Origin of the sequence: Pedobacter sp. Leaf176 (assembly GCF_001424305.1) — a bacterium.
Classification (GTDB): Bacteria; Bacteroidota; Bacteroidia; order Sphingobacteriales; family Sphingobacteriaceae; genus Pedobacter.
The window spans coordinates 818,563-844,778 of the sequence record NZ_LMPD01000001.1; the positions used below are offsets into that span (position 1 = coordinate 818,563).

The window sequence follows — 26,216 nt, forward strand, 5'->3', positions numbered from 1 at the left end:
AATCTGCTAATCTTTGGCTATGAAACTAAGCCTTTTGCGTCCACTTTGCTTTATCAATTTGATATTCGAAGTTCCATTTTAAGGGTTCTCCGTAATACGCCACTTCAATTTCGCTGATTTTTACAGCGCCGAGTTTTTCTGTTGCTTTTTGAGACCGGAAATTTGTAGCACCAATATGCAGAATTATTTTATCTACAAATTGAAAAGCGTAATCCAGCATCAGTTTCTTTAAGGCGGAATTATGGCCAATGCCCCAAAAATCTCTTCCAATGAAAGTATAACCGATGGCAACCGAATTATTGTCATTGTTCAGCTCATAATATCTTGAACTGCCAACCACTTTATCTGTTGCTTTGTCGTACACGATGAATGCGCCATTTGATTCTATCGCACCTTTGAAAAAGTTTTCAAAAACTTCTCGTTTATAGCGGTCTTTATTTGGATGTTGTTCCCAGACTAAAGGATCGGATGCGACGGCATAAAGTTTTTCAAAATCTGCCTCTTTTAACGGAATGATCCTAATCAAATCGTTTTCCAATACGGGTTGTAAATCGAAACTCATAATTGCGTACATTAAAAACGGCCGGGGAAAACCGGCCGTTGATGTTATTTATATAGTCGTCATTTCGAGAGAAATCTTTGTGCATAAAAGCTGTGGACAATTATTTATCCATTTCGCAGCGCTGCATAAGATAGCTATCGAATCAAAATGACGAGATGCGAAACTGCCTTTAGTCCACTAATCCTTCAATTTCTACCAGTTCGTTAGCTTCTTTCTGATAATCAACATTATCAATTTCAAAGCCGAATAAGCTCAGGAAATCGGAACGGTAACCTGGCAAATCGCCGATTGCCGGTAAAGTTTCGGTGCTTGCTTCTTCCCAGAGTTTTGCAACTTTGGCTTGCACATCGTCACGCATTTCCCAGTCGTCGATTCTGATTCTGCCTTGTTCATCAACAGGAATTACATCACCTGTATATAATCTGTCAGCATATAAACGCTGAATTTGCTCGATCGTGCCTTCATGAATGCCTTCTTCTTTCATTATTTTATACAGCAAGGAAATATACAAAGGAATTACCGGAATAGCCGAACTTGCTTGCGTAACCAATGCCTTGTTTACTGAAACGTAAGCTTTACCATTGATGTCTTTCAATTTATTTGCAATAGTAAAGGCGGTTGCTTCTAAATCATCTTTGGCACGGCCGATTGTTCCTTTACGGTAAACTGGTTCAGTTAATTTTGGGCCGATATAGGAATAAGCAACTGTGGTAGCGCCATCAGCCAATAAGTTTTCCGCTTTTAAAGCATCAATCCACATGGCCCAATCTTCGCCACCCATAACAGCGATGGTGTTTGCAATATCTTCTTCAGTAGCTGGCTCGATAGAAATCTCGCTTACATTTCCTGTATGGAAATCAACCGTTTTGTTAGTGTAGGTTCCACCGATTGGTTTCAAAGTAGAACGGTGCAAAACCTCGGAGTCCGGATGTTTTCTAACTGGCGAAGCCAGGCTGTAAATCACCAAATCTACCTGAGCCAGATCTGCTTTAATTAATTCAATTGTTTTTGCTTTGATTTCTTTCGAAAAAGCATCGCCATTAATACTTTTCGCGTATAAACCTGCGGCGTGAGCTTCTTTTTCGAAAGCAGCGCTATTATACCAGCCCGGTGATGCAGTTTTGCCAGCCGAAGGTGCTTTTTCAAAGAACACACCAATTGTTGCTGCATTAGAACCATAAGCAGCAGTGATACGTGATGCCAGGCCAAAACCTGTTGATGCACCAATTACCAATACTCTTTTAGGTCCGTTTATAGCGCCTTTTGATTTTACATATTCAATTTGGTTCTTTACGTTTTGAGCGCAGCCATCAGGGTGTGCCGTTAAACAAATAAAGCCCCTCATTCTCGGTTCAATAATCATTTTATTCTTATTTTACGTTTGTAATATTGAAATGGAATCTCCCGAAGTCCTTTCAGAAGCCAAATCTTTAACGAAGATAAATTTTTAATTCCTTACCGCTAAATGAAATTTTAATAATGAAGGTTTTTAAATAGTAATGTGATTTGGAAAGCGCCACAAAATTGCAGACGACCTTTTAACAGGAGATGACATCGAGTTTTACAGAGAAATACAAATTTCTTGATGCTGAACCCATAATATATTAGGAACAAAGCGTTGGGAATCTAGTGTAGACAGATTTCAAACGGGCCTTTGGACTTCAGCTTATAGATCTAAGCTTCGTACTTGAAAAACTGAATTCATTTAATTAACAACGCTTTTTTTTCTTTGCTATATTTCGTTTAATTTAGCACGACAGATAAAACCGGATTATCTTTTATGAAAAAAATATTATTATTTGCTGTGATTTCTTTCATGGCATTAGAAAAGCTTTCTGCCCAGACACAATACCAAAATACAGGTTGGTTTATGTTTTTAAATAACACGAAGTTCAACAAACATTGGGGTTTGCAATTTGATGTGCAGGTTCGTTCCGCCGATGATTGGAAGTACGTTCGGAATACTTTAGTTCGCCCGGCAATTCAGTATTTTATTAATGACAAAAATAATGTTGCATTGGGTTATTTGTGGCAGACTACACAAAGCCAATTAATAGGAAGCTCAAATGCAGTTATGCATGAGCATCGTATTTTTGAACAATACATTTATACACATAAGCTGAGCTCTATTTTCGCTGCACATCGCTTGAGGGTGGAACAGCGTTTTATCGAAAGAGCCAATGAGGAAGTGTTTTCACAGCGTTTCAGGTACTTTTTCAGGCTGATCCAACCTCTGGTCAAAGTAGAATCAGGATTTACAAACGGTCCATTTGTTGCGTTGCAAAACGAAGTGTTTTTAAACCTGCAGAACAAAGAGAAAATCAATAACAGCGTATTCGACCAAAACCGTTTATATCTGGCAGCAGGTTATCGTTTTTCTAAAAAGTTTGATGTTGAGGCAGGCTACATAAATCAAGCCGTAAAAAATACCTCAAATCATACGAACAATAATATTATACAATTGGCAGTTTACACCCGATTCTAATATTGTTTTAATGTTTTAAAGTCATTTTTTAAACATGAACTTGTACAAATTGTTAAAGCGGTTGGTATTTATGATGCTTTTCGTTCAATTTGCTGCGTGAAAAAATTCCCGATTCTATTTTTAGCACTGTTATTTGGCAAGCGGATGCAAGCCCAGGAAGTTAAAGCATCCTCTAAAAACATTGCTCCAACATCCAAAAGCTTATTTAATCCAGAGCATACAAGAAAAGATTCCAGAAAAGGTGATTTCTACTTTCACTGGGGTTATAACAGTTCGTGGTATGGGAAAAGCGATATCCGTTTTCAAGGTCCGAATTATGATTTTACCATAAAAGATGTGGTAGCACATGACAGGCAATCGAAATTGAGCTGGAACTATTTAAATCCAAGTTTAATCACAGTTCCTCAGTACAACATCCGCTTAGGTTACTTCATTAAAGACAATTACAGCATTTCACTTGGCTGGGATCATATGAAGTACGTAATGGATATACCTCAAACGGTAGCAATAACAGGTCATATCGGAACAAATATATCTCATGATAATGTGCCTACAGGCACCCTGGCCGGGGATTATAACGGACAGATGATTAACGTTAAGGAAAGCATGTTGACCTATGAACACACAGATGGTTTCAATTATGCTAATATAGAGGTTGAACGTTACGATGACATTTGGGTTGCTCCCGGAGGAAATACTTCTTTAACTTTAGAAACCGGATTAGGTGCTGGCTTAATGGTTCCACGTTCTGATGTTCGTTTATTTGGACAGGGAAGAAACAATCATTTTAGTATTTCAGGATATGGTATTTCGGCTAAAATTGGTTTGAAATTTTATGTTTGGAAAAATATTTATCTTCAAAATACGACTAAAGTTGGCGCGACTAACTTAACCAACGTACACACCACAGGATGGGATGAGTTGGATAAGGCCAGTCAGAAAATAAACTACCTAGAAAACATGTGGACGGTTGGTGTCCATTTTTAAAAATGATTCTTTGTTTCCAACTGCTCCTTTACAAATAATTGGCAGTAAATTTTTATCAACGCCCTAACTTCATCAAAGGCTTTATCGACTTCTTCGTCAATGCCTCTTGCTTTTGCAGGGTCAGGGAAGTTATAATGAAACCTTTTCGCCTCCGTTGGATAGAAAGGGCAATTTTCTTTGGCATTGTCACAAACCGTAATGATGTAATCAAACCTGATGTGCTGATATTCGTCAACGTGATTTGATGTATGGCTACTAATGTCAATGCCATCATCATTCATCGTTTTTATCGCTTTCGGATTTACACCATGGGTTTCAATGCCGGCACTATAAATTTTGACATCGTCGCCTGCGAAGTGCCTTAGGTATGCTTCCGCAATCTGGCTTCTGCAACTATTGCCTGTGCAAAGCACTAATACATTTTTCAAATCTTAATAATTGTCTTCTTCAGAAAAGGTTCTTATTCTATAAACTGCGGCCTAGCAACAGCCTCCTCCAGGTGTGCAGGAAGATGGCGCTGATTGAAGCTGGGTCAATAAAATTTTTGGTTTAGGCTGAGTAATGCCGCAACTATCGGGTGCAAGACATGCAGTTGTTTTTGAGATTAATTCGAAATTTTTTCCATCAAACCCTAAATCGTATCTTCCGATAGTATCTGATTGATATTCAACTTCAATTTCAAGGTTTCCAATACCCAGCTTTTCTTCTGAAAGATGGATGATGTTTAATAGTTTTGCAGGTTTCATCCGGTGCTCGAAGTCATCGGCATTCCAAAGCTGAAAGTTCACTACCTTTTCCAGCCGTTCTATGCCGCCGCAGTCGACAAAATGTTTAGTCACCATGCCAACTTCTGTTACGTGGAAATGTTCCGGTACAAATTCGCCAGATGGCAATCTGAAATTAACCGTTTCAGCTGTTTCGAGGTATTTTTTAAGTTCTGACAGTTTCATAAATTAATTGTTTTAAAAAGTATTTCAGTAAGGAAAAAATGTTAACAGCAGTTTTTATCTGTTATTGTAGTAATGATGTTAGTAAAGTAGGCATTCAAAATATCGAAGTTTTGTTCATTGATACAATAGCAAATTGCATTGCCTTCAATATTTCCTTTGATTAATCCGGCATTTTTTAACTCCTTTAAATGCTGAGAAATGGTTGGTTGCGCAAGTGGTAACTCATTCACAATATCACCGCAAATACATTCATTTACTTTGAGTAAATAGTCGATAATTGCGATTCTTGCAGGATGGCCTAATGCTTTCGCAATTAATGCAATCTGATTTTGTTTTTCAGTAAAATGTTCTGTTTTACTTGCACCCATGATTGTATTTATATATTGCAATATTACGATATAGTTCTGACAAATCAAATATTGCTAAGCAAAGTATGGATCATTTATCTAACAGCCTTCTGTGATAGTTAATTTGGCCCAGATGGTAGGAGAGATGGGTGGTCAGGTGAACTAGAAAAAATTCTGTAGTTGTTTTTTCGTCGAAAACTAATAAAGGATATTCAGCTTCAATCGCCTCCTGATTTATTTTATCAAGTGTTTGTTCAACTATAATTATCGTTTCCTCAATCCCAGTGATTAATTCCTTTCTAGGGATATTTTTTGTCGAAAACTCAAGCGGGCGATTTCTGATATAGTTTTTGCCGCCTAACGTAGCACCAATGTAAGTGTTCAGGTTTTCGATTAGATGCAGACACAGGTTGCCGGCTGAGTTAGCAATATCAGGCTCGACTTTCCAAAGGTTCGATTCATTCCCATAAGATTCAATTTCGACCTTAAGTCTGTTCAGGTCTCGGGTAAAGAGCGACTTTAATGTTTGTGTTAACATCAGAATTTTTGAAAGGACATGTAATTTTAAACGAATTTATTAAAGTTTAAGAATATAAATTCAAAAAAAATGCCCTGAAACAATTCAGGGCAATGAGTTCATTTGTGTGTTCTTAATTAAATTTTTCTGATTCTTCCCGAACCGATAACCGTTTTCTCTACGGTGGCGTTGCCTGAATAATTAATATTACCTGATCCACTGATAACCGCTTTTATGGAGTTGTCTGCTTTAATATTAATTGTGCCTGATCCACTTAAAGTAGAAGACAGGTTATCTACAGAGAAATTGCTGCCTGAAAAATTACCGGAACCGCTGATAACAACTTTTGCATCATCAGCCGATCCATTAATGTTTAACTTTCCTGATCCGCTAATTACGGCACTTAAATCATTTGTTTTTGCATTTGCCGTAATTGTACCCGATCCGCTTACTACTGCTGAAAATGTTCCTGTGTTTATATTGCCTTTTACAATCATGCTCCCTGAACCACTCATGGTTAAGCTGTTGATTGTTTTGGCCGTTATGTAAGCTGTAATTTTTTTGTTTTCATATTTATGCTCCCAGCTCGTCCAGCTATTTTGTGGGCGGATAATCAAAACATTTCCTTTTACTTCAGTTATAAGTGTGGAAATGGCATCAGCATCGCCTTCAAATCTGCAACTTTCAGTGCTGCCTAAAGTAACCACGACGTTAATCGGCCCACCTGCAGCAACTCCGCTAAAATTTCTAACATCGCGTTCGTCATCCGAATACGTATTAGAACATATGGTAACCGGTTTAGCTGTTGCATTAAAATTTACTGTAAATAATAATGCTACAAATAGAATGGATAGTATTTTTTTCATTGTTCTTAAATTTAGGCCTCTTTGTAATTATTAAGGCGTTTAACCAGGTTTTAATTAATAAGACGTTCGCTTTTAAAAAAAGTTGCATTCGTAAATAAATTTCTTTAAGAACAACACAGAACTCGTCTGATTAATTCCTTCCTTCAGATTTTGCCGTTTTGGTATTGAATGGTTTTTATTGACATCGGATGAGCCTGAATCTGGAAAGGCTTAATAAGCTTACTAATCAGTATTCTTTTTTAAAGCGATGTAAAACAAAGGATCATTCTTAAAGTTATCGCCGGTAATGCTTCCATCTGTTTTGATGGTTTTCCAGTCGTTTGTTGGTCTGATAAGCGTGTATGCACCGTCTTTTAAAGTTACCCTAACAGGCATATCAAAACCTTTTACATCTGTAATCCAGCGGTAAGAAAGGGCGTCTTTGTCAATCTTATACTCTAGAACCGGAATTTTCGTGTAACGTAAATATTGATCAAAAACCTTATCAAGTTTTAATCCGCTGTTTTTCGAGATGTAATTTTCTACTTCAGCTGTAGTCACTGTTTTATGGTAAAAAGTTTTATTCAGACCTCTTAGAATTTGTCTGAATTTTTCGTCATTGTTGATTAGCTGCCTTATGGTATGGATGAGATTCGCACCTTTAGGATACATATCGCCAGAACCTTCTTTATTTACGCCATATGGGCCAATTACAGGAATATCATTAGAGATAATCTTTTGAAGCCCGATTACGTATTCATTTGCCGCCTTTTTATCCTCGGTACATTCTACAAAGAGCACTTCTGAATAATTTGTAAACCCTTCATGAATCCACATATCAGCAATATCCTTAGCAGTTATGTTGTTTCCAAACCACTCATGCCCGCTTTCATGGATGGTTATAAAATCCCATTTTAAGCCGTGGCCTGTTCTGCTTAAATCTCTGCCCAAATAGCCTTTTTTAAATTGGTTGCCATAAGCAACTGCACTTTGGTGTTCCATGCCCAGATGTGGCGCCTGAACTAACTTATAGCCGTCTTTATACCAAGGGTATTGACCGAACCAATATTCAAAACACTTTATCATTGGTTTTACATCTGCCTCCCAATGTGAGCGTGCTTTTGTACTATCTGCTTGCAAAGCCCAGAAATCAAGAGTCAATTTACCGGCTTCTCCATTGTAGTTATCCGCCCAATGTGCATACTTACCAATATAGAAAGTTACATCATAATTGTTAATTGGGTTGCTTACAAACCAGTTATATTGCTTGTAACCATCTGGTTTATCTACTACATTTCGTAACCTGCCGTTTGATATTTCCTGAAGTTCTTTCGGTACGCTAATGCTGATTAGCATGCTGTCTACCTCATCACTCTGGTGATCTTTATTTGGCCACCAAACGCTGGCGCCCAAACCCTGGCAGGCAACCGATACAAACGGATTTCCTGCAGCATCTTTTTTGAAGATGAATCCACCATCCCAAGGTGCATTTTTGGCTACCGTAGGATTTCCAGAATAAAAAACCACAAATTTATCTTTGCTTCCTTTTTTTATGGTTTTAGGAAATGTAACAAAAACGGCATTATATTCCCTTGTTGTTGGTAATTCTATGCCTTTATACACTACTTTTTCAACTTTTAAATTTGAAAATAAATCGAATTGAAGTTTCTTGAAATCTTTCGTTGCTGTAAAAGCAAATTCGTTGCTACCAGCAACTGATTTTTGGTCGATATCGATTTTAACATCCAGATGGTAGTAGTTAATATCATAGCAAGTGCGTAAAGGTGTTAACGTTCCACGGAGGCTATCCGCCCTTGAGTTAACCTGGTTTTTGCCTAGCATTTGAGCATACAAAGTCGAAATGGAAAAGGCAAAAGCAAGGATTAAAAGTGTTTTTTTCATTTTTTATAAGTTATCATCATTGCTTCGTGCCTCGCAATGATGGGAGCAAAATAGGCCGTCTTTTAATTAAATTTATTTAATCACATCAACCTCAATAAAGCTATCATTAAATACGGTTTGAGTCGCTTTAATATAATCAGCTTCTGTCGCTTTATATGGGTTATCTACAAATTTTTGTGGGTTTCGGGCAAATAGAGGGAATGCCGTACTTTGAACCTGGATCATAATCCGGTGGCCTTTTTTAAAGGTGTGCAAAACATCCTGCAATTTGAAATTTACAGCTGTTTTTTGGTTAGCAGCCAAAGCTTCTGGTTTTTCAAAACTATTACGAAAACGAGCCGGCATAATCTCCGAACGAACCATTTGCCAGTAATTGCTTAAGGTAATGTTCTTGTTTGGCATATACGGATTGTTGGGCTCATCGGAAGGGTAAACATCAATCAGCTTTACAATGAAATCAGCATCTGTTCCGGTCGTCGCAATTTTAAGGTGCGACATAATTTCGCCACCAAGGGTGATGTCATTTTCTAAAACATCGGTTTGATAAATCAGAACATCCGGTCGACGGCCCGCAAAACGCTGATCTTCGCTCATATAATTATGTGGTGTAAATCCCAATGTTGTAGTTAGGTCTTCAGTATAGGGAACAGGTTTCATCGGGTCGCTGATGTAACTAACTGAACCTGCTGTTGCCGGAGCCGTCATACTTAATTTTCCATCGGATCCTAAGTATAATTTTTGTTTGCTGGCTTTTTCTGTTGGCCATTTATCAAACGTTCCCCAATCTTTTTTTCCGGTATCGTACATATACGCTTCAGGCAAGCCCGTATTTTTGTCGCCTTTGCCTTTTAAGAAATGATTGAAGAATTTCGCTTCGATGTTTTTCTGGTAAAAAGTCGCAATGCTGTCTCCAAAATAAACATTACTGTGCATGGTATGGCCGGTTTCGCGGCTCCATCGCCCATGTCCGAAAGGCCCCATTACGATTGTGTTATAAGCCGCCGGGTTTTTCTTTTCTATGGTCTTGTAAATATTCAGCGGACCAGATAAATCTTCCGCATCGTACCAGCCACCTACCACCATTACCGCTGGTTTAATGGTATTGTAATGTTTTAATAAACCACGTTTTTGCCAGAATTCATCGTAGTTGGGGTGATTTACCGTTTCCTGCCAGAAGAAATTATTCTTATAATATTTATCCGCATTTGTTAAGGGGCCCAAATCCAATGCAAACTGGTAGCCATCTTTTGTTTTAGGATTTATTATGGTGTTGTTGTACCATGCACCCGTTTCAGGTTTTGTTTTTTGAATGCCAAATACCGGGAAAGTAAAGAAATAGCTCTGGAGAAATGAACCGTTGTGGTGAAAGTCATCAAAGAAGAAATCCGAAATTGGGGCCTGCGGTGATGATGCTTTTAATGCCGGGTGATTGCTCAGGATACCTGCAGCGGTATAAAACCCAGGATAAGAAATGCCCCACTGACCAACTCTACCATTATTATTCGGGATATTTTTTACTAACCAATCAATCGTATCGTAGGTGTCAGAACCTTCGTCAACATCAGTTTTAGCTTTTTTGTTGTCGATAACCGGGGTCATGTTTGTAAAAGTACCTTCGCTCTTGTATCGGCCACGTACATCCTGCATAACAACAATATATCCTTCTTTCATCATCAAATCAGAAGGACTTAACTTAGAAGGAAACTTGTCTTCACCATATGGCGCTATGCTGTAGCAGGTTCGCTGCATAATCATTGGATATTTTTTATCCTTTGACGCATCTTTCGGCATGTAAACGGCTGTAAAAAGCTTCACGCCATCCCGCATAGTAATGTACATTTCCTTTTTGGTAAAATTTCCCTGTGGATAGCTGCCGTTTGTTTGCGCAAAGCTTGCGGTAGTGGATATAAGAAAAACGCAAATAACAAGTTTAAGATATTTCATATTGATTATTTTAAAACGGATACGCTGATGTATGAACTGTTTGAGGTGTCGTGGTAAATTTTATGTGTCGCTTTTTGAAAATCGCCAGGCTCCGCCTGATAAATATCCATAAATTTTTGAGGATTTCTATCGGCTAAAGGGAACCATGAATTTTGAATCTGAATCATCATTTTATGGCCTTTTTTGAATGTATGTGCCACATCAGGCAAGGCGTAATTCACCTTGGTAATTGCACCGGGAATGAAAGGTTCAGGTTTTTCGAAACTGTTGCGGTATTTACCACGCAGAATTTCACCCCGAACCAGCATTTCATAACCACCCATAATGATATCGTTCGGGTTTGGCGCTGGGTTCGGCTCATTTTCAGGATACACATCGATTAGTTTTACAACGTAATCAGCATCCGTTCCGGATGTAGAAACCACGAGATTTGCCAGAACCGGTCCCGTTAAAGTAATATCTTCGGTTAAAGCATCGGTCTGATACGTTTTAACATCAGGCCTACGGGCAGCAAAACGCTGGTCGTCTATCATATATTCCCGTGTCCGTTTCGCTTGTACACCATCCTGGTATGGAACAGGTTGATTCGGGTCACTTACATATTCATCCCAACTATCTGTTCGGCCAACTTTCTCGAAAGCAAGTTTTCCATTAGGGTGTAAGTAGAGGTTTTTGGTTTCTACATCTCTTGGTGGCCAATTGCTGAATTGTTTCCATTCATTGCTTCCGGTTATAAAAATGTTGGCTTCAGCTGCGTTAAAATTGCCTTCACCTTTCAGGTAATGTTTAAAGAAAGGCAATTCGTATTGCTGCTGGTAATCAATACTGGTCGTCCTTCCAAATTTAATGTCTCCAAAATAAGACCCATCGCCACGAACCCAGCCTCCATGAAACCAGGGACCAGCCACTAAAATGTTATTCGCACCAGGGTTTTGTTTTTCTATGGCTTTATAGGTTGCAAAAGTTCCGTAAGCATCTTCCGCATCAAAAAAACCACCTACAACCATAACCGCAGGCTTTACCTTCGTTAAATGTGGCAAAATGTACCTTGCTTTCCAGAACGTATCCAGGTTAGGGTGCTTAAATAAATCATTCCAGAATTTTATGCTATCTGCAAAGTATTTATCCTTTAGATTTTTAACGGAGCCGGCTTCTAAATAAAAGCGATAATTATCCTGTATAGGGAATTGAAAACCTTTCGGACCTTTATCAGGTGTAATTGGATTCGGGCGCGGAACGCCGAAGCCACTCATAAAGCTGAATGCATCCATTAAAAACAAAGCTCCTCCATGGTGAAAGTCATCACCAACGAACCAATCTGTAACAGGTGCCTGCGGTGATACTGCTTTTAGCGCCGGATGTGCATTCGGCAATGACGTTGTAGAATAAAAACCAGGGTAAGAAATTCCGTAAATACCGGCGTTCCCATTGTTATTTTTAATGTTTTTAACCAGCCAGTCAATTGTATCATACGTGTCTGTACTTTCATCAACAGCCGTCTTGCCTTTTTTCGACGTTTGTGGCCGTATGTCCTCAAAAGTTCCTTCACTCATCCACCTTCCGCGAACGTCCTGGTAAACAAAAATAAAACCTTCCCGCATCATGGCAGGAAAATTTCCTAAACTGAGTTTATATTTATCCTCACCATAGGGTGCCACTGTATACGGTGTCCTGTTAATGAGGAAGGGATATTTTCCGTTTTGATTTTTGGGTATATAAATTGAAGTGAAAAGTTTTACCCCATCACGCATGGGTATCTGACGTTCTATTTTTGTATAATTTGCTCTCACATAAGCTGAATCGGATTGTTGTGCAAATAGGTTACCCGAAATAAGCAAACAAACTAAGAGACTGAAAATTGCACTAAATTTCATTTTTTTGTTGGTTTTTGAGAATAAAATTTAAATATAGTATTTATCAGAACTGATTAGGAAAAACATGTGGTAAAAGGTTTGTTAGGATATTTAATGAAGACATAGTCATTCCTTTATCAGATTTTAGTTAAATTGTGTTAAGGAATAATCTTTTGCAGCTTTTCATCGTCATATAGATAATTGATTTAAACACAATAAAATGAAGAGGTTAATAAACAGGGGATTGGTTGTTTTCGCCGTAGCAGCGATGGTTACAACATTAAGCATTGATACTGCTTCAGCTCAGCGGCCAAGCCGAGGCGGCGCTGGAAGCAGCACGGGTGGCGGTGGTCGTTCAGGTTCTTTTACACCATCAAGAGGTGGTAGTTCAAGACAACCATCAATGCAGGCACCATCTGGTAACAGAATTTCACAGGCTCCAAACCGCGGAAGCTATAGTCAAGGCTATGGCGGCAGGCCCCAACGTTCCGGATATCGCCCGAATCCGGGTTACCGTCCAGGATTTGGAGTAAGGCCAGGTTATGGTTATCGTCCGGGTTATCGCTATCGTCCGGGTTTCGGTGGAAGAGCTTACTACGGTTATTATAATTATTACAGGCCATTTATCGGGTTTCGTCTAAATGTTTTGCCTTATGGTTATTACCCGTTTTACTATGGTCCTGACCAGTATTATTATTCCGGAGGTTTGTTTTACCGTCAGTATGAAAACAACTATCAGGTTGTTGTTCCGCCGGTAGGCGCTGAAGTGCCTAATTTACCGACTGATGCAAATCTGGTAACCATTGATGGTGTGGATTATTATGAATACAAAGGTGTTTATTATACTCAGGGGACCGACAAAGATGGTAAGACCATTTATATTGTTGCGGGTAAGGATGGCGTTTTAAATACAACAGATGGCCCGGTTGATACGCACCAAATTGGTGATATTATCAACGTTTTGCCAGAAGGCTGCAGAGAAGTGACCATTAAAAACGAGAAATATTTTGTTTCTCCTGATGATGTTTACTATGAAGAAGTGACTGGCGGCAATACAACGACTTACCGCGTTATCGGAAAGCTTTTTTAATGTTGTTAAATATAATTTCTAAACCGCTTCGATTTAATATCGAAGCGGTTTTTATTTAATAGAATTCCATATTTTTACCCGATAAAAAAACCGAATTGAAAAAAATACCTTATAAAATCCATCTGGTTTACCTCTCCCTGATTTTATTGCTTGCGTCGTGCTGTTCGGTTATGCGAGTTACGAAACAGCCGGAAACGACTGTTTCTGGTATAAAATTTCTGGACGAGTACATTATGCCACTTAACCAAAATTTTCAGAATACAATTGTTGGTGGCTTGTCGGGAATTGATTATGATGCGAGATCTGGTCAGTATTATATGATTAGCGATGACCCATCGCAGTTTAGCATGGCGAGAATTTACAAAGCCACAATAGACATTAAGGAAAACAAAATTGATACGGTTAGGTTAACGGGCGTTATTCCCATTTTGCAGGAAAGCGGACAACAATATCCAAAATACGGAACAGTTAAAAATTTAAAGCCCGATGGCGAATCCGTAAGATACAGTCCGAAAGGTAAAAGATTAATCTGGAGCAACGAAGGTGAGCGTCTTTTTAAAAATGGCGATTCTCTTATTATCCAGCCTTCGCTGACATTTATATCTCCAGCGGGAAAATTTATAGATACCATTTCATTACCTAAGGGGTTTCATTTCACAAAAGTTGATTATGGACCAAGGAAAAATGCACTTTTTGAGGGCTTAACCTATGCTGAGGATTATAAAACCTTATATGCCAGTTTAGAAGAACCACTTTACCAGGATGGGCATGAGGCTCTTTTTGAATATGATAAAGCAATAACGAGAATTTTAAAATTTGATGTTGCAAGCAAAAAAAATATTGGTCAGTATGCTTATAATTTAGACGAATTGCCTGTAAATCCTGTCTCTGAAAGTGATTGGAATATAAATGGAATATCAGAAATACTTGCCATTAATGCGCATACTTTGCTGGTTATGGAGCGAGCTTGGGCAAAAGGGCATGATGATCATTCTTTCATTAGACTTTATATGGTCGATTTAAATGGTGCTGAAAATGAGATAGATAATACGTCTTTCTTTGAAATCCCTCCGAAACCGCTGAAAAAGAAATTGCTTTTCAATTTCGACAGCCTGGACACGCATATTGATAATTTCGAGGGGATGACTTTTGGCCCTGATTTGCCAAATGGCCACAAATCTTTGATTTTTTGTGTCGATAACAATTTTGCTAAAATACAAGTTCAGCAGTTCTTTCTTTTTGAGGTGATGCCTTAAAATAATTCGACTGTAAAGCCAGAATTTTACCACCTCATGTCTTTGCGTTAAGCTTTTGACTTTCAGCTTTCGGCCTTTTTTCGCTACATTTGACTAATCAAAATTTGAAAGAAATTATGCAATACGATGTCGTTGTTATCGGTTCAGGTCCGGGCGGTTATGTAGGCGCAATCCGTTGTGCTCAATTGGGTTTAAAAACTGCAGTTATCGAAAAATATAAAACTTTTGGAGGTACTTGCCTAAACGTAGGCTGTATTCCATCAAAAGCTTTGTTAGATTCATCAGAGCACTACCACAACGCTGCTCATACATTTACCACTCACGGTATTGACTTAAAAAATCTTAAAGTAAATATGCCACAAATGATCGCCCGTAAAGACGATGTTGTTGCACAAAATACGGCTGGTATCACTTATTTATTCAAGAAAAATAAAATTGATTCTTACGAAGGCGTTGGCTCATTTGTAGATAAAAACACCGTTTTAATTACAAAGTCTGATGGTTCTACAGAAACCTTAACCGCCAAAAATGTAATCATTGCTACGGGCTCTAAGCCGACAACTTTACCTTTTTTGCCGATTGATAAAAAACGCATTATTACTTCAACCGAAGCTTTAAACATAAAAGAAGTTCCAAAATCGATGGTTGTTATCGGAGGTGGTGTAATTGGCTTAGAGTTGGGTTCTGTTTACGCCCGTTTAGGTACTAAGGTATCCGTTATTGAATTTTTACCATCTATAATTGCAACAATGGATGCAGGTTTGGGTAAAGAACTTCAACGGGTATTGAAGAAAAATCTTGGTATGGAATTCTTCATGAACCATAAAGTGACCGGTGCTAAAAATAGCGGTAAAACCGTAACCGTTACTGCAGAAAATGCGAAAGGCGAAGCTGTAAATTTCGATGCTGATTATTGCATCGTGGCTGTTGGCCGTACGGCTTATACTGAAGGTTTAGGTTTGGATAAAATCGGAATCACAATAGAAGAAAGAGGCAAAAAAGTTCCTGTAAATGCGCATTTGGAAACTTCGGTTCCTGGTGTTTACGCAATTGGTGATGTAATTACTGGTGCAATGCTGGCGCATAAAGCAGAAGACGAAGGTACTTATGTTGCAGAAACCATCGCTGGACAAAAACCGCACATTAACTACAACTTAATTCCGGGTGTTGTATACACCTGGCCGGAAGTGGCCTCCGTTGGTTTAACTGAGGAACAACTGAAAGAAAAAGGAACAAAATATAAAGCGGGTTCATTTCCATTTAAAGCCAGCGGACGTGCAAAAGCAAGCATGGATACCGATGGTTTTGTTAAAGTTTTGGCCGATGCTGAAACGGATGAGGTTTTAGGCGTACACATGATTGGACCACGTGCTGCGGATGTGATTGCTGAAGCGGTTATCGCAATGGAATTCCGTGCATCTGCGGAAGATATCGCACGTACGTGCCATGCGCACCCAACCTATACAGAGGCATTGAAAGAAGCTGCTTTAGCTGCAACTGACAATAGAGCGATACATATTTAAATAAAAAATATTCCCTAGTTGGTGTTTCACAAACCAATCTATAAATAGAGCCGATAAGAAATTATCGGCTTTTTTTGTATGAATTACCGTCATTCGACCGCAGCGGCAAGTCGTCATTTCGAGCGTTAGCCGAGAAATCTTTTAGTAAGACTCCTATTCAAAGATCTCTCCACTTCGCTGCGCTCCGGTCGAGAGGACGAACTGAGGGTTGCGATCCAGTCGTGAAGACGAACTGAGGGCTGCGCTACAGTCGGGAAGACGACAATTAGGCTACGCTCCATCCGGTAGCTATCGGATCGTGATGACGACAAAATCTATGCACCGTCATTTAGACCGCAGTGGAGAAATCTTTTAGTAAGACTCCTATTCAAAGATCTCTCCACTACGCTGCGGCTCCGGTCGAGAGGACGAACTGAGGGCTACGCTCCGGTCGGGAAGACGACATTAGGCCGCTGCTCCATCCGGTAGCTATCGAATCGCGATGACGACAAGCCTTAAGTTTGTTAAGCTTCCCGATAAAATGATAAAAGTTGTTTCCAAATTACAAATGATTTAGAGACCTTTGCAGAATCATACAATTCGTATACAATCTATTTTGGAAGAATTCAAGGCACCTCAGGAAATACCAGATCTTACAGTAAACAAATCGGTTGGCATTCAAAGTAGCCCAAACAGGGTTCGTTTAGCTGTATCATTGTTTTACTTTGGGCAGGGAATCGCCTTTGCCTCCTGGGCAAGTCGCATCCCGGATATTAAACATAGTTTAAATTTGTCTGATGGTGAGCTGGGCAGTATTCTACTGGCGCTGCCCTTAGGTCAGTTGTTTACAATGCCTGTTTCTGGTCGCCTTGTTACAAAATACGGAAGTAAGAAAATCTTAACCCTTACCGCCCCGCTATATGTTTTGGCACTGGGTAATTTAGGCTTAGCAACGGTTCCATGGCATTTGGCCGCATTTCTGTTTCTATTTGGCGTAATAGGGAACATGTGCAACATTGCTGTAAATACACAGGGCGTCGAAGCCGAAAAATTATTCATAAAACCGATAATGACTTCATTTCATGGTGCGTGGAGTATTGCCGGTTTTTCCGGTGCATTGATTGGTTTACTAATGGTTAACCTTCATATTAGCCCATATCACCATTTCTGGATTGTTACCGGCCTAATCTGGATAAATGTTTTCTTTAATTTCAAACATCTTGTACCAGGAAAAGGTGCTCAAACAGAAAGAAAACCAAAACTTTTTGTAAAACCAGAAGGTGTATTGCTACAATTGGGCATCATTGGATTTTGTAGTATGGCCACCGAAGGTGCGATGTTCGATTGGAGCGGCGTTTACTTCAAGGAAATTGTTAAGGCACCCGCTTCGTTAGTCATACTGGGCTATGCCTCGTTCATGATTATGATGGCCAGCGGACGTTTTGTTGGTGACGCCATTATTACTAAACTTGGCCGTAAACATACCATTATGTTCAGCGGTATTGTAATTTCAACCGGGATGTTTATCTCTGTATTTTTTCCCTTTATACTTACGGCAACAATAGGTTTTATGTTGGTTGGCATCGGTGTTTCGAGTATTGTACCTACAGTTTATAGTGTAGCGGGAAAAAATGGAAAGACTGCACCGGGGATGGCTATTGCGATGGTGTCGAGCGTAAGTTATCTTGGGTTTTTAATGGGGCCACCTTTAATAGGTTATATTTCAGCATTATCAAGTTTGAGGTATTCTTATGCAGTAATTGGTTGTTTCGGGCTGTTGGTGAGTTTTCTGGTTACAAAAATTAAAGCCATCGCATAGCCCTGCAACGGGTAGCATTGACGATCAGTTGTTTGATGTTTTACTTACTGTGTCTCGTTGTGGAATATTCAGATTTTTCCTGATGTAGCCATGCTCTTTTAAGGCGGCAATTGCCAGCTCTATCAACCTCAGGTTTTCGTCCTGATGGCCGTGTTGAACCTCAACATTTATGTAAGGGATGTTCTTTTGCATTGCGTAGACAGATAATGAACCGTCATTTTCAACGAATTTAGATTGAAGCATTACATTAACATTTGCTTTTTTCAGGCTGTTAAAGAGTTTCAAATCTGTAACGTAAAGCAAATCATCTCCGTCCATCTCAAAATTAATGTGAACTGAATCTGCTGCGCTCGACAAATCATAGCCAGGTAAGTAAGAAGAAATCCCAAACCCACCATCAGCATTATTGTGGAGAGTCAGAATGTAGCCCAAAGACTTTGGATCATAAAAATCAATGATTTGCTTTCCTGCCGAATTCAAAGCTTTTTCAACTTCATTGGTGCTGAAATCCTCTTTTTTTAACCTGGTATTGATGCCTCTTTCCGTATAGATTGCATTTGGGTCGATCCGGTAAACATCATCCATATAAGTGAAATTATAATCGCGAACGCCTCCATACTGACTGTCTATAATTTCTCCGCCGCTCCATCGGATGTAATCAAAGCCTGCCTTAACCCCCGTGTCTTCATTATCATGAACAACAAGAAAACGAACTCCATTTGGTTTATAGCTATATTTAACCAGATTGATACTCAAATCATAAATTTTAATAAAAGAAGAGTCAGTTTTCATCGCATCGAAAACGGGAGGATGCTGGGCCTGGGTGACGAAAACGGTAAGTGCCAGAATTATTTGGAGGATAATCTTAAACATATACCCTAATATACAGTTTTGTAAATTATTTGTTTTGTCCTAAGCTTTTTTGTATCAAATTTTTATGTCAGAAATGATCAAATAAAAAAGGTCGCCTTTGGGAGGCGACCTGATTGATTGTTAATCTGGATGATGAAATTTTAGCGATCTAAATCTGCATCGTATTCCAATACATCTTTATGATCGTACGGCTCTTCCAGCAATTCATCTATTGTTTTTGCTTTTTTGTTAAAACCAAATTTATCCAGCATTCTATCGAAAACCAGGTAAACTACGGGTACAACAATTAAGGTTAAAAACAGTGAACTGGTCAAACCACCGACAATAACCCAGGCCAGACCATTTTTCCATTCTGCACCTGCACCACTTGCCAATGCAATTGGAAGCATACCAAAAATCATGGCGATGGTTGTCATCAAAATCGGACGTAAACGGGCATGGTTAGCTAAAATCAAGGCATCGATAGTTGATTTTCCTTCCGCTTTCATGTGGTTGGTAAAATCGACCAGAATAATCGCATTTTTTGCCACTAAACCCATAAGCATAATAAAACCTAAAATGGTAAATATACCCAGTGAGTTGTTGGTTAAAGCTAGTGCCAGTAATGCTCCGATTAAGGCCAGTGGCAACGAGAACATAACCACCAACGGGTAAACAAAGCTGTCATAAAGCGCAACCATGATAAAGTAAACCAGAATAATCGAGGCTAGTAAAGCAATACCCAAAGTACCAAAACCTTCCGCCTGATTTTCCTCGTCGCCGGCCCAGGTGTAACTCACGCCAACCGGTGCCTTTAATTTTCCATTATTCTGTAGCTCAACCAGTTTAGCTTTAAAATCGGCTACAATTGTACCCGTTGGACGGCCAATAGATTGTGCTTGGACAGAAACTGAAGTCGATTTATTTAAACGCTCTAACTGGCTTGGCCCTGAACCTTCGGTAATGTTTGCAAATTGAGATAACTTAATTTGTGCGCCTTTGTCGTTTATAAAAATGAGGTTACGTACATCATCAATATCTTTTCTGTTGAAATCCTGATATTGGATATTAATATCGTATTCGTATTCGCCTTTTCTATATTTACCGTCGGTATTTCCGGCAAATGCAGTTTGCATGGTCGAACCTACGGTTGCGAGTGTTAAACCTACTGACGACATTTTATCTCTGTCTACCTGAACGTTAATTTCAGGTGTTCCTTTTTCCACAGAAAGTTTAATCTCCGTAGCACCTGGAATCGTTGCCAGTAAATTTTTTGCACCTTCTGCATATTTTAAAGCACTATCTAAATTTGAGCCCATTACCACTAAACTAATAGGCGCATTTTCAGCAATACCCAAAATACTAATTGGTACGGTTTTAACTTTTGCTCCAACTAGTTCTTTTGCTAAAGCACGACTCATTTTTGTTGCAAACACATCAGATGACATGCCTTCCCGTTGATCCCGTTCAACTAATCTTACATTTATTTCTGATTTATATGCTGTTGCCTGGGTGCCGCCAAAATCTCCACTGGCCTGACCAACTGTAGTGATCAGTTGTATAATTTCCGGCTGCTTATTTAAGAATGCTTCTGCTTTTTGTGTATAGAAGTTCGTTTGCTCTAAAGGTGCATCTTTAGGTAATTCGATTTGTACCAGGAATTCCCCTTTATCTGATTTAGGGAAAAACTCCGAGCCGATAAATCCTGCGCCTAATAAACCACATGAACCTAAGAACAGAACAAATACCATGATTAAGGTTAGCGCTTTGTGACGTAAAGACCAGTTTAAAATATTAGTAATCCAGATGGTGAATTTTTTAAGCTGCTTTTCGAACCATAAAATAAACCGGCCAAATATGTTTTTACCTTCAATATGTTCTAACTTACCATATCTCGAGAATAGCAAAGGAACAATGGTAAACGATGCTACTAGTGATAGTAAAGTTGCTATAATTACAACCACGCAGAACTGGCGTAAAATGTTAGAAACCAAACCGGAACTGATGGCGATAGGAAAGAATACCACCACAATAACCATCGTAATGGATACAACGGTAAAGCCGATTTCCCTTGTTGCATCGGAAGCAGCTCTGACTTTGTTTTTGCCCATTTCCATATGCCGCTGGATATTTTCCAGTACTACAATCGCATCATCCACCAGGATACCAACTACGAGCGACAGACCTAATAACGACATTAAGTTCAGGGTATAGCCGAAAAGGCTGATACCTATAAAAGTCGCTATCAAAGATGCAGGGATAGACACCATTACAATTAACGCATTACGTAAACTGTGCAGGAAGAAAAGCATAACGAATGCCACAAGCACAACGGCCAGCATTAAATCATGAATTACCGCATCTGCCGATTCTAATGTAAAAATGGAACTGTCGTTAACAATTTTAATGTCAAGCTTATTAGCTGCGTACTCTGTTTTAAGCTTAGCAATAATGGCATGAACACCTTCACTCACTTTCACGGCATTCGCATCACTCTGTTTAATGATTTGAATTGCAATAGAGGACTGTCGATCAATACGCGCTAACTTCACGGTTTCTTTTTTCGAATCCTGAACATCAGCTACATCGCCTAAACGAATCTGAGCACCGTCTTTTGATGTTGTAATTACTAAATTTCTTAACTCATCAATACTCCTGTATTTACCGGATAAACGGATTAAAACGTCCTGATTCTGAGTCTTAACACTTCCGGTAGGGAAATCCAGGTTGGAGCTTAAAATCATTTGCTGTACCTGAGGAACAGAAAGGTTATAACCTTGTAATTTAGCTGCATCTAAAGAAACCTGAATTTCACGTTCTGATCCACCTACAAGATTCACCTGTGCAATACCACTTACCCTCGAAATAACCGGGGCAATTCTCTGGTCTATTAAATCGTAAAATGTTACATCATCCATGTTTGCCGAAGCCGTCATGGTGATTACTGGTAAATCATCTAACGAGAATTTACTTAATGACGGTGTCTTTACATCCTCTGGTAAATCAGAAAGGATGGCATTAACTTTACGTTGTGCATCATTTAACGAAATGTCAATGTTTGCCGCATCTGTTAAAGTGATGGTTACAACAGATAAACTCTCATAAGAAACTGCGTTCAATTTCTTTATGTTTTCCATTGATGATACGGCATCCTCAATTTTTTTGGTTACCGTGTTCTCAACCTCTGCCGGTGATGCACCAGGGTATATGGTTGAAATAGATACTACGTTGTTAGAGAATTTTGGAAGTAATTCATAACCCAACGAAAAGTAACTTAGCAGCCCAAGTAAAGTAAGTGCAGTAAACACCACAATTACCAGTGAGGGCCTTTTTATAGATATATCTGTTATCTTCATTTCTTTATTAGTATTGCGTTTTGCGATTGGCGTATCGCGATTTCAAAGCCAACTAAAACTATCTTATTCTATTTAACGATACTAACAGCAGTACCTTCAGCCAGGTTAATCTGTCCGCTGGTGATTACTGTTTCGCCTTCTTTCAAGCCATCAAGAATTTCTACGTTATCGCCTAAAATACGGCCAGTAACCACGTTACGTACTTTAGAGGTATTATTCGATTTATCGTAAATAAAAACCTGATTACTACTTACACTACCCACAAATGATGTGCGCGGTATAAGAATACTTGGTGCTTGTTTAGGGAAGTTGAATACAGCTGTACCGTACATTCCTGCTCTTAGGCTATTTTTAGTATTGTTAGTTACTTCAATTTCAACAGGGAAATTTAAAGTAGCATCCGCTTTAGCTGCAATAAAAGTTACTTTTCCCGAGAATTTCTCGTTAGGAAAAACAGTCGATTTAATGTCAATGTTGTCACCTATTTTTAAACTTGCAACCTGCGATTCGTTAACGTTTACTTTAAGCTTCAATTTGGAAACATCAACCAACTCAAATAATTGAGTGCCCTGGGCAGTTACGAATGCGCCAACTTCAATGTATCTTTTATTTACAATACCATTGATTGGGGATTTAATGTTTGCATCACTTAATTTACGTTGTGATGCTTGCAGGCGTAATTTCGCATTTCGGGTTGCCAGTTTAGCCTGGTCTAACTGTTGTTGCGTTACCCCTCCGGTTTCGTATGAGCTTTGGTATCTGGCTTCATCTCTCTTTGCGTTTTCATAGCTAGCCTGGGCAGTTTCTCTATCTGTGTTAATGATTTCCGCATCAATGCGAGCCAAAACTTGTCCTTTACTTGCGCGTGCACCTTCATCAACATAGATTGCGGTAACACGTCCGGCATTTTCTGATAAGAAGTTTAATTCTTGTTTAGGAACAAAATTTCCGTTTGCCACGAAGTCTAAGTCCACAACTTTTTTCTCTACTGCAGCAACACGAACGGCAACAGCACCTCCACCTTTAGCAATGAAAGCAGTTTTCTCTTCGTTTTTCTTTTTATTGTTGCTTAAAACATAAGCTATTGCACCAAGGGCAACAACAACTACGATAATTATGGTAATTACTCTTTTCATTTCTATTGTACTAGCGATTTAATATTTCCGTTTGATTTTATTAATTGTATTTCAGCAATTTTATAATTCAATAAAGCCTGTGTATAGCTATTTTGTGCACTTGTTAAAGAATTTTCCGTTTCCAGTAAGTCCGTTAATGATGCCAGGCCGTTGTTATAGTTGTTCTGTGTGCTTTTATAAATTTCCTGAGCCAATTCAGCATTTTTGCGCTGTGAATTGATGGTATTCAAGTTGTTGCGTAATTGAATTTTAGCATTTTCATAAGCCAGATTCAAGGAATTAGTCGATTCCTTTCTGTCTTCCTTCGCCTTCAAAATATCAACATTTGCCTGGCGAACCTTTGAACGGGTTAGGAAGCCATTGAAAATCGGAACCCTTAAGGTTAAACCAATTGCAGAAGCCCCGTAACCTATTGCTGCTGCGTTTGAGCTCAAAAAATCAAAACCATCGCTCTGGCTGGAATAGGTGTAGTTACCCGTTAATGCAAGTGAAGGATAATATTCTGCCACATAGGCTTTTCTTTGAAGTGAAAGCAGTTTATCCTGATTGTTCAAAAGCTTAACTTCCGTCCGGTTTGCAAGGTCAACCGAGTCTGCAAATTGTGGTAGAGCAGTTACTTCCGTAAGTTCGGTCGCTGGCAACGTAATCGGGTTCGTTACTGGCATTCCCATCGAAAATTTCAATTGGTTTTCCAACTGGGTAATTGCATTAACTGTTTGGTCGCGTTGTGTATTCAGGTTAGTTAAATTTACGTTAATCCTGTCCACATCAATTTTTCTGGCTAAACCATTCTTGTATTGATTGCTTACAATTTTCTCCACAACTTTAACATTTTTAATGTTGGTGTCGATTACATTCAATTGTTGTCTGTTCACCAAAACCTGGTAGTAATTATTGGCAACCAATTCAATAATTTGTTCTTCAGTTAATTGCGACGTGAGGTTGTAATATTCCTCGCTTGATTTTGCTGCCTGCAAGCCTGTAAAAACCTGTTGGTTAAACAGTTGTTGCGAAAGCTGAACGCCTGCGGATGAATTCCAGTTCTGGCCTAATTTAATGGCCTGGGTCTGGCCGCCAAAATTGGCTACTAATTGTCCGATAATCGGGTTGTAGGTCAATCCTGCTGTTCCAGTTAATTGAGGCAATGCCTGCGCGCGTACTTCTTCCACTTTATACCTGCCACCCTCGATGTCCAGTTTGGACTTGCGGACCCTGGCGTTGTTTTGGAGCGCAAAGGTTAATGCATCTTTAAGGGTTAGTTGTTGCTGTGCGGCAGCCAATCGCGGTAAAGCCATGCCGATAATCAGGATGAGCATTAATTTTACCATTTTTATTCTAAGCATAATGTATTGTTTTTTTGTTTTTAGGTTCCTTATTTAGTATCAAGTAGCGGGTATCAAGTATCCAGTTGTGCAATCTGTATTAATAACCTTCTGCTTTAGTCTTTCTGCTTTAGTCTTTCTGCGTTAGTCTTTCCGCGTTAATCTTTCCGCTTTAGTCTTTCCTCTTTAATCTTTCTGCTTTAGTCTTTCTGCTTTAGTCTTCCGCTTTAGTCTTTCCGCTTTAATCTTTGCTATTTGTTCCTTTATCTTTTTAACACTTCAGCCCTTTTGTAAAAATAGATGAGAGGTCTTTTTGCTTTTGGGCCATCTTATTAACTGCCTTTTTATCAGGCAACAAATCTTTTCCAAGTTCCATAATGCACATATTTGTTAATCCCATTAAACTTTCTAGGTACAATTCTGCCACGTGGGCCATGTTTTCGTGTTTGATTTCCCCTTTGTCCTGTGCCTTTTCGAATATTTCAGCATAAAAAGCCTTTTCCGATTGCTTTAAGGTGGTGAGCTTCATTTTCATTCCATCATCATTGAAAATATCAGGAAGACCTTCCGATATCCTCAGCATAAAATATTTCATAAAAAAGGTATTACGAATATCTATTGTCTGAAATAAAATGTTTTCTAAAGAAGCGTCCGGATTATATTTCTTTTTTAATAAATCAAAATAATCTGTAAAAACTTTTTCGATCACACCAACGATCAGACTTTTCTTGTCAGGGAAATAATAATAAAGAGAAGGCTTAGAAACGGAAAGGTCTTCCGCAATGTCATTCATCGTTGTTTTGTTGATCCCAAAATGAATAAAGCGTTTTATAGCACCTTCAATAATCTGTTCTCTCTTTTTGTCGGCTACAATCATTTTACTTTTCTACTTTCTGACTTTTTTAATATTTTAGTCAAAAATAAATATAAATTCTCATTGTTAATCAATTGATTGAAAAATTCGAATAAGGTTGCATTTAAATGACATTCGGGACTTTCCTGTTAGATTATATATATTTACCATTTAAATTATTCGATGTGCAGGTTATACTAAGTGTGTCAATTGTATTCATAACAATTGTGTTGATGGAATGCTTATCCTGGTTTATTCATAAATATCTGTTTCATGGGCCGCTGTGGTTTATGCATAAAAGTCATCATGAAAAATCAAGTTCTTTTTTTGAATGGAATGATTTGTTTGCGATTCTTTTTGCTGTAATTTCTCTTTATTTAATGTACATCGACCGGGATAATTTCGGATTCAGATTTTTTATTGGTGTTGGAATAACATTGTACGGTTCAATTTATTTTATTGTTCATGATTGGTTTGTTCACCGACGGTTTAAAACTTTTCAGAGCAATAATACCTATCTGAAAGCAGTTCGTAAAGCACATAAAATTCATCATAAGAATATGGGGAAACGAAATGGGAAAGCTTTTGGGCTGCTGTTTGTGCGGAAGAAAACATTAAATCATTAATTAGCTTAGGGC

The 26,216-nt window shown here is 38.7% G+C and carries 22 protein-coding genes; 7 read left to right on the forward strand and 15 right to left on the reverse strand.

The genetic code is table 11. The annotated features are described in order from the left end of the window. Window positions 1-25: 25 nt before the first annotated feature. The gene (locus tag ASF92_RS03730; protein ID WP_056087953.1) at window positions 26-562 is read right to left on the reverse strand and encodes a GNAT family N-acetyltransferase; all 537 of its coding nucleotides are present in this window, start codon (window positions 560-562) and stop codon (window positions 26-28) included. A 169-nt stretch (window positions 563-731) separates the two neighbouring features. Beyond that, entirely contained in the window at window positions 732-1,925 is a 1,194-nt protein-coding gene (gene fabV, locus ASF92_RS03735; RefSeq protein WP_056087955.1) for an enoyl-ACP reductase FabV, read from the reverse strand. Between the two features lie 417 nt (window positions 1,926-2,342). Between fabV and ASF92_RS03740 the strand changes: the two genes are divergently transcribed. Next, window positions 2,343-3,047 (forward strand): DUF2490 domain-containing protein, encoded by a 705-nt coding sequence (locus ASF92_RS03740; protein ID WP_056087958.1) that lies wholly within the window; start codon window positions 2,343-2,345, stop codon window positions 3,045-3,047. 96 nt (window positions 3,048-3,143) lie between these two features. Continuing rightward, window positions 3,144-4,034, forward strand: a complete 891-nt coding sequence (locus ASF92_RS03745; protein WP_056087961.1) for a hypothetical protein — start codon at window positions 3,144-3,146, stop codon at window positions 4,032-4,034. Here ASF92_RS03745 and ASF92_RS03750 read toward each other — a convergent pair. From ASF92_RS03750 to ASF92_RS03785, 8 genes are all read right to left on the reverse strand, one after another. After that, on the reverse strand, window positions 4,031-4,462 hold the full coding sequence (locus ASF92_RS03750; RefSeq protein WP_056087964.1) for an arsenate reductase ArsC: 432 nt from the start codon (window positions 4,460-4,462) through the stop codon (window positions 4,031-4,033). The two genes, ASF92_RS03745 and ASF92_RS03750, sit on opposite strands and share 4 nt — an antisense overlap. Before the next feature lie 51 nt (window positions 4,463-4,513). Further along, complete coding sequence (locus tag ASF92_RS03755; protein ID WP_056087968.1) at window positions 4,514-4,984, reverse strand: DUF6428 family protein; 471 nt, start codon at window positions 4,982-4,984, stop codon at window positions 4,514-4,516. A gap of 41 nt (window positions 4,985-5,025) precedes the next feature. Continuing rightward, complete coding sequence (locus ASF92_RS03760; RefSeq protein ID WP_056087972.1) at window positions 5,026-5,352, reverse strand: helix-turn-helix transcriptional regulator; 327 nt, start codon at window positions 5,350-5,352, stop codon at window positions 5,026-5,028. Window positions 5,353-5,422: 70 nt separating this feature from the next. Then, window positions 5,423-5,869, reverse strand: a complete 447-nt coding sequence (locus tag ASF92_RS03765) for a DUF1572 family protein (RefSeq protein ID WP_056087976.1) — start codon at window positions 5,867-5,869, stop codon at window positions 5,423-5,425. A gap of 116 nt (window positions 5,870-5,985) precedes the next feature. Then, window positions 5,986-6,714 (reverse strand): head GIN domain-containing protein, encoded by a 729-nt coding sequence (locus ASF92_RS03770; protein ID WP_056087978.1) that lies wholly within the window; start codon window positions 6,712-6,714, stop codon window positions 5,986-5,988. Between the two features lie 222 nt (window positions 6,715-6,936). Continuing rightward, window positions 6,937-8,595, reverse strand: coding sequence for a M1 family metallopeptidase (locus ASF92_RS03775; protein ID WP_056087982.1), 1,659 nt, complete (start codon window positions 8,593-8,595; stop codon window positions 6,937-6,939). Window positions 8,596-8,667: 72 nt separating this feature from the next. Then, a complete protein-coding gene (locus ASF92_RS03780; protein WP_056087987.1) occupies window positions 8,668-10,539 on the reverse strand; it encodes a CocE/NonD family hydrolase in 1,872 nt (623 codons plus the stop codon). Between the two features lie 5 nt (window positions 10,540-10,544). Further along, the gene (locus ASF92_RS03785; protein WP_056087991.1) at window positions 10,545-12,413 is read right to left on the reverse strand and encodes a CocE/NonD family hydrolase; all 1,869 of its coding nucleotides are present in this window, start codon (window positions 12,411-12,413) and stop codon (window positions 10,545-10,547) included. Between the two features lie 199 nt (window positions 12,414-12,612). On the opposite strand from ASF92_RS03785, the gene ASF92_RS03790 reads away from it, so the two are divergent. The 4 genes from ASF92_RS03790 (at window position 12,613) to ASF92_RS03805 (ending at window position 18,059) form a co-directional block, all read left to right on the forward strand. Then, a complete protein-coding gene (locus tag ASF92_RS03790; protein ID WP_056087996.1) occupies window positions 12,613-13,482 on the forward strand; it encodes a DUF6515 family protein in 870 nt (289 codons plus the stop codon). 95 nt (window positions 13,483-13,577) lie between these two features. Then, window positions 13,578-14,738, forward strand: a complete 1,161-nt coding sequence (locus ASF92_RS03795; protein ID WP_157263700.1) for an esterase-like activity of phytase family protein — start codon at window positions 13,578-13,580, stop codon at window positions 14,736-14,738. A gap of 116 nt (window positions 14,739-14,854) precedes the next feature. After that, window positions 14,855-16,261, forward strand: coding sequence for a dihydrolipoyl dehydrogenase (gene lpdA / locus ASF92_RS03800; RefSeq protein ID WP_056088002.1), 1,407 nt, complete (start codon window positions 14,855-14,857; stop codon window positions 16,259-16,261). A gap of 595 nt (window positions 16,262-16,856) precedes the next feature. Then, the gene (locus ASF92_RS03805) at window positions 16,857-18,059 is read left to right on the forward strand and encodes an MFS transporter (protein ID WP_056088005.1); all 1,203 of its coding nucleotides are present in this window, start codon (window positions 16,857-16,859) and stop codon (window positions 18,057-18,059) included. 24 nt (window positions 18,060-18,083) lie between these two features. Here the strand turns inward: ASF92_RS03805 and ASF92_RS03810 are convergent, their stop codons facing one another. From ASF92_RS03810 to ASF92_RS03830, 5 genes are all read right to left on the reverse strand, one after another. Continuing rightward, complete coding sequence (locus ASF92_RS03810; protein ID WP_056088008.1) at window positions 18,084-18,932, reverse strand: hypothetical protein; 849 nt, start codon at window positions 18,930-18,932, stop codon at window positions 18,084-18,086. A 140-nt stretch (window positions 18,933-19,072) separates the two neighbouring features. Then, window positions 19,073-22,267, reverse strand: a complete 3,195-nt coding sequence (locus tag ASF92_RS03815; RefSeq protein ID WP_056088012.1) for an efflux RND transporter permease subunit — start codon at window positions 22,265-22,267, stop codon at window positions 19,073-19,075. Window positions 22,268-22,335: 68 nt separating this feature from the next. Continuing rightward, window positions 22,336-23,403, reverse strand: coding sequence for an efflux RND transporter periplasmic adaptor subunit (locus ASF92_RS03820; protein ID WP_056088015.1), 1,068 nt, complete (start codon window positions 23,401-23,403; stop codon window positions 22,336-22,338). Window positions 23,404-23,405: 2 nt separating this feature from the next. After that, window positions 23,406-24,746 carry a TolC family protein gene (locus ASF92_RS03825; protein ID WP_056088020.1) on the reverse strand — a complete coding sequence of 447 codons (1,341 nt, stop codon included), beginning with the start codon at window positions 24,744-24,746 and terminating at the stop codon, window positions 23,406-23,408. 250 nt (window positions 24,747-24,996) lie between these two features. After that, window positions 24,997-25,602, reverse strand: coding sequence for a TetR/AcrR family transcriptional regulator (locus ASF92_RS03830; RefSeq protein ID WP_056088022.1), 606 nt, complete (start codon window positions 25,600-25,602; stop codon window positions 24,997-24,999). Between the two features lie 104 nt (window positions 25,603-25,706). Here ASF92_RS03830 and ASF92_RS03835 point away from each other — a divergent pair, with 104 nt between their 5' ends. Continuing rightward, window positions 25,707-26,204, forward strand: a complete 498-nt coding sequence (locus ASF92_RS03835) for a sterol desaturase family protein (protein ID WP_082489439.1) — start codon at window positions 25,707-25,709, stop codon at window positions 26,202-26,204. The last annotated feature ends 12 nt before the right edge of the window (window positions 26,205-26,216 follow it).

Coding starts and splice junctions, on each gene's coding strand:
- ASF92_RS03730 (WP_056087953.1), bottom strand. CDS start 562: ATGAGTTTCGATTTACAACCCGTATTGGAAAACGATTTGATTAGGATC.
- fabV (WP_056087955.1), bottom strand. CDS start 1,925: ATGATTATTGAACCGAGAATGAGGGGCTTTATTTGTTTAACGGCACAC.
- ASF92_RS03740 (WP_056087958.1), top strand. CDS start 2,343: ATGAAAAAAATATTATTATTTGCTGTGATTTCTTTCATGGCATTAGAA.
- ASF92_RS03755 (WP_056087968.1), bottom strand. CDS start 4,984: ATGAAACTGTCAGAACTTAAAAAATACCTCGAAACAGCTGAAACGGTT.
- ASF92_RS03760 (WP_056087972.1), bottom strand. CDS start 5,352: ATGGGTGCAAGTAAAACAGAACATTTTACTGAAAAACAAAATCAGATT.
- ASF92_RS03765 (WP_056087976.1), bottom strand. CDS start 5,869: ATGTTAACACAAACATTAAAGTCGCTCTTTACCCGAGACCTGAACAGA.
- ASF92_RS03770 (WP_056087978.1), bottom strand. CDS start 6,714: ATGAAAAAAATACTATCCATTCTATTTGTAGCATTATTATTTACAGTA.
- ASF92_RS03775 (WP_056087982.1), bottom strand. CDS start 8,595: ATGAAAAAAACACTTTTAATCCTTGCTTTTGCCTTTTCCATTTCGACT.
- ASF92_RS03780 (WP_056087987.1), bottom strand. CDS start 10,539: ATGAAATATCTTAAACTTGTTATTTGCGTTTTTCTTATATCCACTACC.
- ASF92_RS03785 (WP_056087991.1), bottom strand. CDS start 12,413: ATGAAATTTAGTGCAATTTTCAGTCTCTTAGTTTGTTTGCTTATTTCG.
- ASF92_RS03790 (WP_056087996.1), top strand. CDS start 12,613: ATGAAGAGGTTAATAAACAGGGGATTGGTTGTTTTCGCCGTAGCAGCG.
- lpdA (WP_056088002.1), top strand. CDS start 14,855: ATGCAATACGATGTCGTTGTTATCGGTTCAGGTCCGGGCGGTTATGTA.
- ASF92_RS03810 (WP_056088008.1), bottom strand. CDS start 18,932: ATGTTTAAGATTATCCTCCAAATAATTCTGGCACTTACCGTTTTCGTC.
- ASF92_RS03815 (WP_056088012.1), bottom strand. CDS start 22,267: ATGAAGATAACAGATATATCTATAAAAAGGCCCTCACTGGTAATTGTG.
- ASF92_RS03820 (WP_056088015.1), bottom strand. CDS start 23,403: ATGAAAAGAGTAATTACCATAATTATCGTAGTTGTTGTTGCCCTTGGT.
- ASF92_RS03825 (WP_056088020.1), bottom strand. CDS start 24,746: ATGCTTAGAATAAAAATGGTAAAATTAATGCTCATCCTGATTATCGGC.
- ASF92_RS03830 (WP_056088022.1), bottom strand. CDS start 25,602: ATGATTGTAGCCGACAAAAAGAGAGAACAGATTATTGAAGGTGCTATA.
- ASF92_RS03835 (WP_082489439.1), top strand. CDS start 25,707: ATGACATTCGGGACTTTCCTGTTAGATTATATATATTTACCATTTAAA.